This is a genomic window from Providencia sp. PROV223, from assembly GCF_028479245.1.
GTDB classification, from domain to species: Bacteria; Pseudomonadota; Gammaproteobacteria; order Enterobacterales; family Enterobacteriaceae; genus Providencia; species Providencia rettgeri.
Genome location: NZ_JAMPNG010000017.1, coordinates 51,860 through 65,297, shown reverse-complemented (window position 1 = coordinate 65,297; position 13,438 = coordinate 51,860). Strand labels below are relative to the sequence as shown.

The following is a 13,438-nucleotide window of genomic DNA, read 5'->3' as shown; positions in this document are numbered from 1 at the left end:
TTATCAATAAGTTAAAGTTTCTGGTTAATTTAAATTATGGCCAATAATATTCAATACCGTAAAAACCAAGGATGTTATTCTAGGTTTTAAACAACATTATTCATATCCTGAACAACATCCATTATGTTTTATACAAGAGCCAATAATGAATAAACCTTGAAGGTTATTAGAAAATTAATAGTATTACAGCCACTATGAATATTTCCAATATGAAAAATTATACCTTATTTAAAGCTAACCGAAAAAAATATAGTTTTTTACGTGAATTTAAGTAATCATAGACTCAAGAAATAAACTAATTCATTTTTAGGCACCTTATTAGGCACTTTTGAAAAGTTGAATTGAACATTAGCACTATAAAATCATTTAGTTACGCGATGAATTCAGACTCCGCCAGCGCAGGAACGTACCGCATGACGACATTAAAACTCTCCCATTACCTTTACCAACGTGCTAATACGTGGTGGTTTCGTAAAACCATCCCGACCACAAACACTCGCTATGACATGCGTTTAAGCCTCAAACTAAGCAACTGCATACAGCTCGATCATTAGCCTTAATCCTCAATAGTCAATATAATCACTGGCAAGTCCAATATTCAGGAAGCCCGAAAATGACCAAGGAACACATTGCCTTTTTTCAGTAGCAACTCAAATTATTAGTCAACAGATGGTGGCAGCGTGAAATGGATGATTTTCATGGCAACCTTGATAAGGGAATTGATGAGCTCAATGATTTACAGCACGTCGCAACGGGGCTTATTGAGTTTCATCACAAACGTATTATTAAAAAAGAGTATAGAGATAATGCCAAAAACCAGAGAATAGCTACCACGTTATTAGATGAAATCCAAGAGCAACAATCGGATGTCACCTCTAACTTAACCAAAACAAGACTATCAGCAACTGGCTCTTATGGTTGACCAAGCGTCTTTGCAGCACTATCAACGACTCAATACGTATTTATCAAACCCAACACCTGACTGGCTAACCACCCCCGTAACCTTTGAGGCTGAATCAATCATTGATGATAAGCCACGTTACCCCTTATCTAAACTGATTAGCGACTATCAAGAAGAAAGCCAACAAAAAGGACACAGCCAAAAGACCAAAAACAAGTATGCTCAATGCCTCGCCTTAGCAATTATTTTCCATTGCACGTTTTGTGTTGCGCATCGTCCATTGGGACACCTGATGGAAATCCCTATCATCACCTCGCTCAATGGCGTTACGAACTTCATTCATAAGCGTTACCGAACGGACTAGCAATGCTCTTACAATACGCATTTTCGATAAGTCTGACTGAGCCGACTTTATCTTTTCAAGCTGCTTTTCATGTTTAATTTGCCTAGCTGAAATCATGCCTGCGATAATAATTGCCAAAATACTGCCAATCCCTTGAATCCAAGCAGGAATAATTGACTTAACCAGATCTTTTTCCGCAAAGTCAATATAGGTAACAGCCTTAGTAACAAGTAATAAAATAACAGCGAAAGAAAACAGATAAATGATTTTTTTCATAATGAATGTTTGCTAAATCTCCACACTATCCAGTACCCCTAAATTTAATCATACATACAACTTTAGTTAATTTGTCATACTCAACTATCCTGTCAGCAACATCTGAATGAAATGCAAGGAATGAAACTCAACATAAGTGTAGATGAATTCAGATAAATCTCTTTTATGCTAAACAATAAACACTATTTCACATTCAATTTGCTTTTGTTTGTGACAATTCGTTATCTTAACGTAAATTACTTAACATTAAAGTGGGTAACCTCACTCGCGGCTTATTGTACTTTCGGTTACCACGGTGGACACAAAGGAAATAAGATGAGCTTAATGGATACTGCACTACGACCTTTTTTATCCCATAATCGCTACCAGCTTGCTGTACAAGGTTGCCAGACCCACTTAGATGTTGAGCACTTCACGGGACGTGAAGCCATTAGTGAAACTTATCGTTATCAGATTATCTTTACCTCCCCAAACAAAAACCTGCAAGCGCAACAATTTCTACGCCGCAGTGCTGATTTTACCTTTTCATCGCCTACCCTGCCATTGGCTATGCTGAACACATTGAATGAGCCGCAAAAACGTGTTCATGGCGTGATCACGCACTTCAAGCGGCTGTCTGGCTCCGCTGATGAAGCACAATACCAAATTGTGATAGAACCGTTTGTCTCCTTATTACGCCACCAAATGCGCACTCACCGCTTCTTCTTAAATAAATCCGTGCCAGACGTCATTGACCTCATCTTACGTGAGCATGACATGAAAGGCTGAGAGTTTGAATTTCATTTGCAGCACCAATACCCCAAGCGAGAGCAAATTAACCAAATCAATGAGAGTGATTGGCAGTTTATTGAACGCCTGCTAAGTGAAGTGGGGATTTTCTATTCATTCAGTTTGCAACCGGATACCAAAACCGAAGTTATTCATTTTGGGGATAGCCAACGAGCCTATGTGTATGACCTCAAGCTACCTCTCAATAGCCCATCAGGGATGAATGACGAGGGTGTAGAAAGTGTCTGGGGGTTATCACTACGTCATCAAGTGGTTGAGCGCAGTGTCACCACCAAAGATTATAATCACCGCCAAGCGATGCAAACCTTGCAATCCATTGAAACGGATATGACTCGAGGTGAGGGAGAGGACATCCACTACGGTGATGTCTATCATTATAAACCTCGTCATCTTGAGCGCGGTGAGAAGTACCAACCAGAAACGGAAACCGCTCACTTTTGGTCACGCCTTGACCATGAGCGTTTTCTGGCTCGTCAAACTCAGCTGCACGGTAAAAGTAATTCACCGATGCTAACGCCATTATTGGTGCTCAAAATTACCGATAACCAACTGCCTTCAACATTACCGTCTGACTTTCAATCTGAAATACTGATTACTCGATTGCGATTTTCAGGTAGCCGCAGCAGTGCCTTAGTCGTGCAATTTGAAGCAACGTCGTACACCGAGGCTCTGTGCTGGCGTCCGACCTTGAAGCCTCGCCCTGTGATTGCAGGGACATTGATGGCACGCGTCACCAGTGCTAAACCTCACGATATCTACGCCCACCAGAATGAGCATGGCTTTTATTGGGTTAAATTCGATGCGGATCGTGATGAAAAACCGACGGGGTATGAAAGTATGCCTGTGCGGCTAGCGAAACCGTACGCGGGCGATACCTACGGGATGCACTTTCCGTTAATCCAAGGGACAGAAGTTGCCATTGCCTTCCATGAGGGTGACCCAGACCGACCGTACATTGCCCATGCCTTGCATGACTCGCATCGTCCCGACCACATCACCGACAAAAATAATACCCGCAATGTCATTCGTACTCCGGCAAATAATAAGCTACGCATGGAAGACAAACGCGGGGAAGAACACATCAAATTCAGCACCGAATACGGGGGGAAATCGCAACTCAATTTAGGGCATCTGGTTAATCAAGGGCGTGAAAAGCGCGGTGATGGCTTTGAGCTGCGAACCGACAGCTGGGGCGCTATTCGAGCAGGAAAAGGGCTGTTTATCAGCACAGATTTACGCACGAAAGCCTCGTCTGAACAACTGGATATGCGCGAAGCCAAGCAACAGCTTGATGATGCGCTGAATTTAGTCAGTTCGCTACGCGAAGCGGCAGAGGTGGCAAAAGCCGAACTAGCAGATTTAAAAGCGCAACAAACGTTACTGACTCAATCTATTGATAAATTGCAGCAAGCGGCGTTATTACTCAGCGCCCCTGCAGGTATTGCTCTCACCTCCCCCAAAACCGTACAGGCTAACAGTGGCGAAAATATCACCCTGACGGCAAATAAGCAGGCCGATATCTCGGTAGGTAAAAAAATCACCTTAGCAGCAGGAAAAGCCATCAGTTTATTTGCGCACACCCTAGGAATTAAAGCTTTTGCAGCAAAAGGTAAAGTGGAAATTCAAGCGCAAAGTGATGAAATGCATTTGACCTCACTCAAAGACATGACCATCACCAGCACGGGCGGTAAAACTGTCGTCGCCGCTAAAGATGAGTTATTGCTGACTTGCGGTGGTGCTTATATTCGCTTGAAAGGCGGGCAGATTGAGTACGGCAGCCCCAGCAACCAAACCGTCAAAGCAACTAACTGGGTGGTTGAAGGAGCGGCTTCAATGGATGTCACTCATCCACAGTTTCCGCAATCAATGCCAAAACAAACCTTGCGCTTTCAACTGAGCTCCTCTCCGCAGAGTCCGATGAAGGCGCGTGCGTTTGAGCCGTATGAGCTGTATGCCAATGGTGCGCTACTCCTAAAAGGTATGAGTGATGCGCAAGGTAATGTCCAAATTGACCATGATATTCCCACAGATAGCTATCAACTATACCTACTCAGTGGCGATCGTTATGACATTACAGTGCCACCACCTGCTGAAGATGATGACAGTAACGAGCCTACAGTCAATATTGGATTTAGACCAAGCGCACCTAGCCAAGAGCGTGAAAATGCACGTATTGGCGATGCTTGGGGTCAAAACCTTTCAGAGTTTTTAACCGCATTCAAAAAGGATAAGTAATATGTCTGGAGGTAATTGGAGTCAATTCCCGCTAGGAGTTCAACTCCCAACATCAGCAACGCCACCGATGATTGATATACCAGTATCAAGTTGCATGGTGGCACATATGACGCCAAGCTGGATACCTGAACGCACGAAATACCCCATGAGTTTATTTACCTATGCACCATTAATTAATGGACAACAAACCTTTGCCGCCGTTGCGGAAGCCATTCGAAAATCGAAAAAAAGTATTGATATTATTACATGGGGCTTTCAACCCTCTATGTATTTTGAACGTAGTTCGAATGCCCGAGAAGGTCAATATCCGATGATTGGCGAGTTGTTAGAGCAAAAGGCCAATGAAGGTGTGCAAGTGCGTGTACTTGTGTGGTTTGATCATGTGGGAAAACATTTTGAAAAAAGCTTTCCCGGTTGGGGGAAACAAGTGATATCGCCATCCCAACTCAATGATTTTCTTGTCTTTGGTGCAAAGCTCGATTATCAAACCCAAAAACAATATCAGTTTGATATCGCTTGGAACCGTAAAGTTCATATGGGCCTTGTCAAAAACTTGTCAGTACGGACTCGTGATATTGCAATGAGTATACCTGATTCGCGATTAAAAGATGTTACGGCGCGAACCAATCATCAATTTTCGAGTCAAGAAACTGAGCTAAGTGCTCGCTGGGCTGCTTTAGCGGCAGGTTCAACACATCATCAAAAAGCGGTTTTAATCGATTATGAAGAGCCTGAAAATGCGATTGGTTTTGTGATGGGGCACAATATGCACTCGGAATATTGGGATCAAGATGCACATGCCATCACTAGTTATAAGGAAGAGTCATGGCTTGGTCGCGACGGCGTAACTGCTTGGCAGGATACCTCAAACTGTGTGTATGGTGAGCTACTGTATGATTTAAATGATAACTTTGTGTCGGCGTGGAAAAAAACTGATGGGTTCTTCGCCAGCAAAGGTGACGATGTAGAGCAACTTGCACAGAGAGAAAATCGTTCACGATGTGACTATATCCCGACACCTGAGCATATCAAAAAACTCAACGCCCATTACACCTTTTTAGCGAATAATCCTTTAGTTCCTACGGGCGGGAAAATTTGCCGTACCCAGCCACAACACGATGAATACGATATACTAAAAGCCTATGATCATGGTGTTAAACATGCCCGTAACTACATCTATTTTGAGAACCAATATTTTCGTTTGTCATCTATCGCGACCAATTTACGGGATATGGTTGAAGAACGAAACCGACGTTTTTTACAAGCTGCCGAAACTGACAGCAAATTACAAGGCATTAAACCGCCTCCGTTCTATCTTTTTGTTGTCACTAATTCAACGGAAAAACCCTCTGTAGGGAGTTCGAATGAGGTAGGCGGCTATCAAACTTATAAGATGCTAGAACAACTTGGTCGTCGAGATTTAATGAAAGAGCACGTTTACGATCAATCGTACAAACCTAAATCGGGTTATTGGGGGGTCTATATCCCAGATGAAAACATCAAAAGCCCTGATGATATCCAACCCGAAAAAATAGAGGGACTAGAGACAATGATCTGTACCCTTGTTTCTCCTGATTCGGATAGATGGCAGCAAGTGTATGTCCACAGTAAATTAACCTTAGTCGATGATACTTTTTTAATCCAAGGCTCTGCTAATATTAATTTACGTAGTATGGCATTTGACAGTGAAATAGCCGTGATATTGCAAGATACCGATGATTTTCCAATTGTAAGACCGTTAAGAGAAAAGTTATGGGGATTACACAAAAGAACAGGGGGTGTTTCAAGTGATCTGACGAGCGAATTTGAATCATGGAATGATCTTATAACCAAAAATAAATTAAATAAAAAAAACGAAAAAAAGCCAAAAGGCTCAATAATTTCTTTTGAAGATAAAACTATCAGCCTAAAAAATGCGGATTAATGGATGAGTGTAGAGATAAAAATCACTTTATTATTGGGATTTATTTTGCTAATGGGCTGTAAGCCTATTGATAAAAAGGACGTTACTGTGACTCAAAAAAACGAACCCGATTTAACCTTTATCTGTGTGTATGAAAAAGACACGCTACCGCCCGTTGATCCAGAAGCCGATATTTGGTTTAAACAAGCCCGTGAACTTGAAAAAGTGAATAAATATCAACGCGATTATGCCAAGATTGGTGAGCTCTACCGTAAAGCCGCAGAGCGAAACCATCCTAAAGCCATGCTGAACTTAAGTAACTTAATCAGTTATGGCAAAATCCCCCCAATTGGAGGGAAAGGCCCTGCTCAGGAGGTATGGAACATTATCCGAAAAATGGCTAAATTAAACATCAGCTATGGTTATTACCAAATGGGGCATTATCTGGACACTGGTTATGGTGTAGCCGCAGACAGAACAAAAGCATTAGCTTATTTTAGGCAGGCTGCCGATTTAGGCAGCCCAGAAGGACAATATGTTATTGGTGATATTTTCCTTTCAAAAAGATTGGACAATATGCAAATTAATCCAGCGTATCATCCTGAAATAGGTAAAAAAATGCTAGACTGTGCCGCTAAACAAGGGAATGGAGAAGCCGCATATCAATTAGCTACATATTACCAAGACGTAGACAATAACTTAAGTACAGCTTTGAGCTATTATCAGATAGCGGTAAAAAATGGATCTAGAACCTCAGCATCGACTTTTATGGAGGCATTTAAGCCGGATATAAAAGAAAGTTCTATTTACTATCTACCAATAACCCCAGATCTTAATCGTTCAGTTCGTTATGAAGCTATTGTAAGTGAAATTAGAAATAACCCCGAGGCACGCTTTCCCGATATCGATAAAATCGTTCCACTTCCCCCTGCCGAACTCCCTGAATGGGATGGCACGTTTGAATATAAAAAACAGGCAGAGGGGCAATAACCAAGATGAATCTCTCCTTTTTATCTCATCATCAATCCGTTGCTCGCGGCATATTTAAATGCGGTGCATTGATTTGTAGCATGTTGATGCTGAGTGCTTGCAACCCAATGGATAAAAATGAAGAGCCGCCAATTCAAAAAACCGAACCCGATTTAACCTTCACCTGCGTGTATGAAAAAGACACATTACCACCCGTTGATCCGGAAGCGGATATTTGGTTTAAACAAGCCCGTGAGCTTGAAAAAGTGAATAAACATCAACGAGATTATACCAAAATTGGTGATCTCTACCGCAAAGCCGCGGAGCGTAATCACCCCAAAGCCATGCTTAACTTAAGCAATTTAATCAGTTATGGCAAAGTCCCACCGATTAAAGGTAAAGGAGCAGCTCAAGAGGTTTGGGATATTATTCAAAAAATGGCCAAATTAGACATCAGCTATGGTTATTACCAAATGGGACACTACCTCGATACAGGCTATGGAGTCGTCGCTGATCGTACTAAAGCTTTAGCATATTTTCGTCAAGCTGCGGATTTGGGTAGCCCCGAGGCTCAAAATGCCATTGGAAATATTTTTATCTCGAAGCGTTTATCAGACAGAGATAACCCAGCTTATCGCCCTGAAATTGGAAAAAAAATGCTTGAATGTGCAAGCAAGCAAGGAAATGGAGAAGCTGCGTATAATTTAGCGTTTTACTTACATACAGTTGACAGAGATTTCAATGGAGCTTTAAAAAACTATCAGATATCCATTCAAAATGGATACTGGATGGGAGCATCTATATTAAGCCAGTCATTTGATCCTAGCACAACTCAAAAAGATTATTATTATCTTGGTGTTAAACCTGATGCCGCTCGCTCAGCCCGTTATGAAGCAATTGTCAAAGAAATGGATGCTTCTGACGAAACCGCCTCATTCCCCGATATTGATAAAATCGTTCCGCTACCACCTGCTGAATTACCAGAATGGGATGGCACCTTTGAATATAAAAAACAACAGGATAACCAATAAAAGGATCTTAACATGCGCGCACTTGTTCGATTAGGTGACAAAACTACTCATGGCGGCGAAGTGATCTCCGCTTCTGGTTCGGTGATGTACGGCAAACCGATAGCTTTAGTGGGTGACAAAGTCAGTTGTCCTAAAAAAGGACATGGTGTCAATGCCATTTTACCCGGCTCAACGCGCATTTTAATATCCGGTCGCCAAGCGGCATTGAATGGCTTTCAAACCGAATGTGGCTGTACCCTCATTGCGAGCCTTTCCTCGTCAGGTGAACAGTCATGATGAGTTGGAAAATCCCCTCTTTAGAGCATCCACCAGAGCCTCCATTACCGCGTGTGGGGCTTTGGTTGTTTTTGGTTGTTCTCATTGGTATTGCTGGATTTGGTATTGGCGTGTATTTATCTTCAATTACCGTATTGTCTAGCGAAATCAGTAACAATCAAATAATCGCTTTATTTGTTGTTCTTCCGGTGATCATTATCTTGTTCATCCGATTACTTATTTATTCAATCACGGCTTATCGTCATCAACTTTTTACGAATATGTTAGATGACGCCCACAATGAATGGCGTTATTGGGCGGGTAAGCACCTTGGATTATTAACGCATTCACGATTAACTCAAATCGATGAAGAGAAACAAGAGGGTGTGCCGTTATCTTCTTTACCAATTAATAAAGATAATATATTGACACTAAACGCCTTGAAATCCCTTTCGTTATGGGAAAAACAAGAAACAGCGATACAAAAATTGCTTATCCCAATCGCGACGTTTTATCATCAACACGCCCTCACCCAGCCGATAACACTGTATTGGCAAGCAAAAGAAAGTGGGGCTAATTGGACGGAACTTATTGAGCAGGAAGCGGCTCGCCTATCATTGCCACTTGAATCTGTTGAAATATTGCCATACAAATCACTCAGTGAATGGCTGTTAGCGCTGTATGAAAACGCCTTTGAACCCAAATTATACGCTATTTTAGCATTTCAGTTAGATTCCACGGCAAGTGAAGAAGCTGCTAGCCTATTACTTGCCCCTCAAGGGTTCTACGAGCGTTTACGCGCGCCTATTAAAGCGAAGCTCCTGCGCCCTATATCCACGGATATAGAGTCATTCCCTGATGCATTGAAAGCACAGTGTGAATTTCAATTACCGGGTCACCAATTAAATTCAGTGTGGCATAGCAGGATCGCAGATAAAAACAAAAGCCAATGTATTGAAAGCTATGTACAGCAAGATATTCATTGTCTCTTAAATCAGTTTTATGATGTCGATAACTTTTTCGGTAAGGGTGGGATTGCTCGGCATAGTACCACCTTGTCCTTGGTCAGCGATAATCCCGAAAACCAACTGATAGTCTGCCAAGAACACGATAACGTATTGTTACAACAAATAATATGTTAATAAGCTAATAAGAGGTGATTGTTATGAGTGATAAAATTCGTCATGCCATTGAGTACTGGGCTAGCCGCCCGACATGGTTTAGTTCCCATCCCATGGATGTCAAAGAGCTTAGACAAGCTATCAGGAACCTAAAAAAAAATATCACCGCCTCCGACTTTACTAGAAATAAAAGAAGCGATTCATTTTTATGTCGATGATGCACCGACTCTATTAGGCACCCCCTCAGATTTATCACAAGCAGTCCATGAATTTGCTGTCAAGATCTACAATAAGCTTTAAAGGTATAATTCTATTTTCGACATAATTAACTATGCTGTTCCACCTCGTCACCATATTGGTTCTAGCATTCTACTAGAACCTGCTAACATAAATCATTATCACCACAGTAAAAAAAATCTCAGATAGATATTATCCCCTTGAATAGCTATCATTTTCTTTTATTTCAAGGAGTAACATGCATCAGATCTCTCACTTTAAAACCCTTCAATCGACTCTACCGGCTTCATGAGCAATAACGCTCAATAGATAACTCATCTACTCTAGCGCCACCTAGATTTGCCCAAAATGCTATTGTTGAAAGTACATCTTTTTCGCTTGTTGCGACAAAAAGAGTTATGAAAGATGTTTGGTTCCATAAACCACTTGCTTTATAAACCGATTTTTTCATTTTCACCCCAACTAACTACATCTAATAACCTTATGACTAAACGGCCTTATCTCCGCTATAAAATATGTAGTTATATGATGGGAACGATTTTATTTTTTCCAAGTGTGTACGTTTCATACTTTCATCACCTCACACCAATGATTTAATTTATCTCTAAAAAATTCCCGATGTGCTTCAGGTACTTTTTCAATTTCAACCTGTACTCGCTCTCTGTAGATTTTTCGATTTTTCAGTTGCCTAATTAGACTGTTAGCGAATAAATCAAGCTGCTCCAGTTCGCGATATTCTTCTGGCCATAAAGCAGAATTCTGGGGAAGTCCATTAGGTAAATATTTACCTGACATAAACTTGTTTTAAAGTAGCGAGGGATACAACCTCTGTTATTAGAAGATGAAATACTCATTTCATGAAGAATGCGGTAATCCAAGTAACATCTATATCATTTTGTTGAAATAAATTGAACATATCAATCAAATAACTCCCCTTTACTAATAACCACTACCTGCAATAATCCCATCTCGATATAATACACAAAGGAAACTATAACATGACTAAATTACACTTATTATTAGTAATTGCTGTATTTGGAAGTGCAGCTGGAAATGCCTTAGCCTCTACGAATGATGAGGGCTATTATGGTGCTGCAAGGCTCTCGAAGGTATGGCAAAAAGCAGATAATATGGATACCAGTAGTAGACCTGGTATTGGTCAATTTGTCTCGGGTGATGATAAAGATGATTTTTATAATGGCTCTTTAGCTGCTGGCTATCAATTTGGTAATGGTTGGCGTACAGAAGCAGAATATACTTTCAATAAAAAGGCAGAATATACAAGTGGATCAACCACTTTTCCGACCAGCTTGAATCACCATAAAACAGAGTCCCAACGATTAATGCTAAATGCTTACCGTGATTATGAAATTTATCAGGGAGTTTCTATTTATGGAACCGTTGGTGTTGGTATCGCAAAAGTAAAATCGTCTGGATGGCAAGGAAATGTTTCACGTCAATACGCAAGTAACACTGATACAAACTTGGTATATTCTCTCGGTGGCGGCGTCAGCTATGAACCTATTAATAAACTCAATTTTGACTTAGGCTACCGTTATGTGGATCTAGGTAAAATCGAAAGTGGCATGAACCGATTTGCTAATGCTCGAGGCTTACAAGACGAGCAAATGAAAGCACACCTTAAATCTCAAGAAGTTGTATTTGGTGTCAGATACTTATTTTAGTATTTTTATAGTGTTATCTCATTGGTATTGTCTCAAAAATAGCTAACTCTTGTTAGCTATTTTTAATTGTGGTGGACACGCTCAATTTTTGCCATTATTGCTCGGCTACTGCTTTATATAACGTGGGTATCTTTCACGAATAGCTGTCTATGAAAACAACAAGCCGTGTTTTTCTTTTTAAGAAATTCAGATTAGGTGCGCTATTGGCTTTTTCTAGACGCGTAATGTTCATTGAAGTACCTACAGCGCCGAACTCAGAATAAAATAAAAAGTGTCTAAAAATATAGGAAAAAATATAATAATAGCTATACCTCAAGATATCATTTTGATATTTTTTGAAAAGAGAAATGATGTAGACCTTTTCGCATTAAGATAAGGCCAAACATAACTTTATGATGCATAACCTGAAATAAACTATGAAAACATCTTTACTATCAAATAAGACCACGTTAATCGTAATAATAGGATGGCTATTACTTTATTACGTAACAGGTGAAATCTCCGAAATACTGACACCAGAGAACTCAGATATTTCTGTTGTTTGGTTTCCTGCGGGGGTCGCAACAACCGCTTTTTTATGTATGCACAAACGCCAATGGCTACCATTACTGATTGGCTTCATTGTATTAAACTTAATTCTGAATGGCTTTGATAGTGAGCAAATCACCCTTTCACTTATATACGCCGCTCTGGCAGTACTTTCTTGTATTGCTATTGCTTGGATTGTCCGTAGGTATGCTCAACGAGGAGATGATCTGCAACTAATATTGTTATGGCTATCGGCAACAATAATTGTCAGTTTTGCAGATGCAGTTCTATTTTCTATCAGTTTGTATTGGCTTGATAATACATCACTTAATGATATTTTTTGGGATGGTTTTATTGCTGATATTACTGGCAACATCTTTGCCACAACAGTGATTATGGGGCTAATTAATACCCATTTCAAAAGGGTGGTGCCTTCTTTCAAAATTAATATAGTTTGGGGAAGTATTGTTTTTATTCTTCTTATTATTAGCACTATATTAATATTCAATGATACTGCGATACAGATATACCATTCCTATTTTCATCATCATCGTAATACTGCTAAATTATCGCTACTCTGTATCCCTATTTTGCTTGCTGTTACCCTGTCTATGCTGTGGGGAAACAGAGGGGGATCAATAGCACTATTAATACTTGCCACTATTACAATCTATTACACTCGTAATCAGCATGGGCCTTTTTATCTTCATGGCCTATTTCGCCATGAGTCACTGTGGTTAATACAGGGATATTTGACCGTCATATCATTATTAATGGTTTTTTTACGAGTTGTCGCTCGAAGTACTCATAGAATTGATGACACACAAGGAGCTTATAAACCGCAGCACCTAGTATATCAACTTAATCTAGATAATGGTGCTATAGAATGGGGAAATACAGATTGTTCATATCCGAAGGCTGATTTAACAACCCTTTCCGATCTAAGGCAAATTATGGAATCTATTCATCCTGACGACCGAGAAAAACTCGCTCGACATTGGGAACAAGAGCAAGCTCAAACCACTCTTCCAATAATAACCTTTTGTCTGAAAGATAAAGAAGGTCGTTGGTGGAATATAGAAGATCGTGGAAGTGTTATTTTTAGTCATAACAAGCCAGTAATGATTGTTGGGAATTGGTTTATTTTAGGTGAAGTATCCTAAAA

12 protein-coding genes and 1 pseudogene are annotated in these 13,438 nt (G+C 40.4%); 10 read left to right on the top strand and 3 right to left on the bottom strand.

Annotated features, from left to right (window positions below):
• The first annotated feature begins 413 nt into the window (after nucleotides 1-413).
• Nucleotides 414-554: a hypothetical protein gene (locus PR767_RS16945; protein ID WP_162598881.1), complete on the top strand. Its 141-nt coding sequence runs from the start codon at nucleotides 414-416 to the stop codon at nucleotides 552-554.
• A 131-nt stretch (nucleotides 555-685) separates the two neighbouring features.
• Nucleotides 686-922, top strand: coding sequence for a hypothetical protein (locus tag PR767_RS16940; protein WP_272520657.1), 237 nt, complete (start codon nucleotides 686-688; stop codon nucleotides 920-922).
• 214 nt (nucleotides 923-1,136) lie between these two features.
• Here the strand turns inward: PR767_RS16940 and PR767_RS16935 are convergent, their stop codons facing one another.
• Entirely contained in the window at nucleotides 1,137-1,520 is a 384-nt protein-coding gene (locus tag PR767_RS16935) for a hypothetical protein (protein ID WP_272520656.1), read from the bottom strand.
• 315 nt (nucleotides 1,521-1,835) lie between these two features.
• On the opposite strand from PR767_RS16935, the pseudogene PR767_RS16930 reads away from it, so the two are divergent.
• The 6 genes and pseudogenes from PR767_RS16930 (at nucleotide 1,836) to PR767_RS16905 (ending at nucleotide 9,844) form a co-directional block, all read left to right on the top strand.
• A pseudogene (locus PR767_RS16930) lies at nucleotides 1,836-4,544 on the top strand (DUF2345 domain-containing protein).
• A gap of 1 nt (nucleotide 4,545) precedes the next feature.
• Nucleotides 4,546-6,468 (top strand): phospholipase D-like domain-containing protein, encoded by a 1,923-nt coding sequence (locus tag PR767_RS16925; protein ID WP_272520655.1) that lies wholly within the window; start codon nucleotides 4,546-4,548, stop codon nucleotides 6,466-6,468.
• 3 nt (nucleotides 6,469-6,471) lie between these two features.
• Complete coding sequence (locus PR767_RS16920; protein WP_109913294.1) at nucleotides 6,472-7,437, top strand: SEL1-like repeat protein; 966 nt, start codon at nucleotides 6,472-6,474, stop codon at nucleotides 7,435-7,437.
• A 5-nt stretch (nucleotides 7,438-7,442) separates the two neighbouring features.
• Nucleotides 7,443-8,447 (top strand): SEL1-like repeat protein, encoded by a 1,005-nt coding sequence (locus PR767_RS16915; protein ID WP_272520654.1) that lies wholly within the window; start codon nucleotides 7,443-7,445, stop codon nucleotides 8,445-8,447.
• 12 nt (nucleotides 8,448-8,459) lie between these two features.
• Nucleotides 8,460-8,723, top strand: a complete 264-nt coding sequence (locus PR767_RS16910; RefSeq protein WP_006662595.1) for a PAAR domain-containing protein — start codon at nucleotides 8,460-8,462, stop codon at nucleotides 8,721-8,723.
• The gene (locus PR767_RS16905; RefSeq protein WP_272520653.1) at nucleotides 8,720-9,844 is read left to right on the top strand and encodes a hypothetical protein; all 1,125 of its coding nucleotides are present in this window, start codon (nucleotides 8,720-8,722) and stop codon (nucleotides 9,842-9,844) included. The genes PR767_RS16910 and PR767_RS16905 overlap by 4 nt, the downstream gene beginning before the upstream one ends.
• A 502-nt stretch (nucleotides 9,845-10,346) precedes the next feature.
• Here PR767_RS16905 and PR767_RS16900 read toward each other — a convergent pair.
• Together PR767_RS16900 and PR767_RS16895 are read right to left on the bottom strand one after the other, a co-directional pair.
• Nucleotides 10,347-10,511 (bottom strand): hypothetical protein, encoded by a 165-nt coding sequence (locus PR767_RS16900; RefSeq protein ID WP_164528577.1) that lies wholly within the window; start codon nucleotides 10,509-10,511, stop codon nucleotides 10,347-10,349.
• 113 nt (nucleotides 10,512-10,624) lie between these two features.
• Entirely contained in the window at nucleotides 10,625-10,855 is a 231-nt protein-coding gene (locus PR767_RS16895) for a hypothetical protein (RefSeq protein WP_109913150.1), read from the bottom strand.
• A gap of 203 nt (nucleotides 10,856-11,058) precedes the next feature.
• Here PR767_RS16895 and PR767_RS16890 point away from each other — a divergent pair, with 203 nt between their 5' ends.
• Nucleotides 11,059-11,745, top strand: a complete 687-nt coding sequence (locus PR767_RS16890; protein ID WP_004912887.1) for an outer membrane protein — start codon at nucleotides 11,059-11,061, stop codon at nucleotides 11,743-11,745.
• A 416-nt stretch (nucleotides 11,746-12,161) separates the two neighbouring features.
• Nucleotides 12,162-13,436 (top strand): MASE1 domain-containing protein, encoded by a 1,275-nt coding sequence (locus tag PR767_RS16885; protein ID WP_272520652.1) that lies wholly within the window; start codon nucleotides 12,162-12,164, stop codon nucleotides 13,434-13,436.
• Nucleotides 13,437-13,438 lie beyond the last annotated feature (2 nt).

What these genes read in the sequence shown, in the direction of transcription:
- PR767_RS16945 (WP_162598881.1), top strand. Translation starts at nt 414, where the DNA reads ATGACGACATTAAAACTCTCCCATTACCTTTACCAACGTGCTAATACG.
- PR767_RS16940 (WP_272520657.1), top strand. Translation starts at nt 686, where the DNA reads ATGGATGATTTTCATGGCAACCTTGATAAGGGAATTGATGAGCTCAAT.
- PR767_RS16935 (WP_272520656.1), bottom strand. Translation starts at nt 1,520, where the DNA reads ATGAAAAAAATCATTTATCTGTTTTCTTTCGCTGTTATTTTATTACTT.
- PR767_RS16925 (WP_272520655.1), top strand. Translation starts at nt 4,546, where the DNA reads ATGTCTGGAGGTAATTGGAGTCAATTCCCGCTAGGAGTTCAACTCCCA.
- PR767_RS16920 (WP_109913294.1), top strand. Translation starts at nt 6,472, where the DNA reads ATGAGTGTAGAGATAAAAATCACTTTATTATTGGGATTTATTTTGCTA.
- PR767_RS16915 (WP_272520654.1), top strand. Translation starts at nt 7,443, where the DNA reads ATGAATCTCTCCTTTTTATCTCATCATCAATCCGTTGCTCGCGGCATA.
- PR767_RS16910 (WP_006662595.1), top strand. Translation starts at nt 8,460, where the DNA reads ATGCGCGCACTTGTTCGATTAGGTGACAAAACTACTCATGGCGGCGAA.
- PR767_RS16905 (WP_272520653.1), top strand. Translation starts at nt 8,720, where the DNA reads ATGATGAGTTGGAAAATCCCCTCTTTAGAGCATCCACCAGAGCCTCCA.
- PR767_RS16900 (WP_164528577.1), bottom strand. Translation starts at nt 10,511, where the DNA reads ATGAAAAAATCGGTTTATAAAGCAAGTGGTTTATGGAACCAAACATCT.
- PR767_RS16895 (WP_109913150.1), bottom strand. Translation starts at nt 10,855, where the DNA reads ATGTCAGGTAAATATTTACCTAATGGACTTCCCCAGAATTCTGCTTTA.
- PR767_RS16890 (WP_004912887.1), top strand. Translation starts at nt 11,059, where the DNA reads ATGACTAAATTACACTTATTATTAGTAATTGCTGTATTTGGAAGTGCA.
- PR767_RS16885 (WP_272520652.1), top strand. Translation starts at nt 12,162, where the DNA reads ATGAAAACATCTTTACTATCAAATAAGACCACGTTAATCGTAATAATA.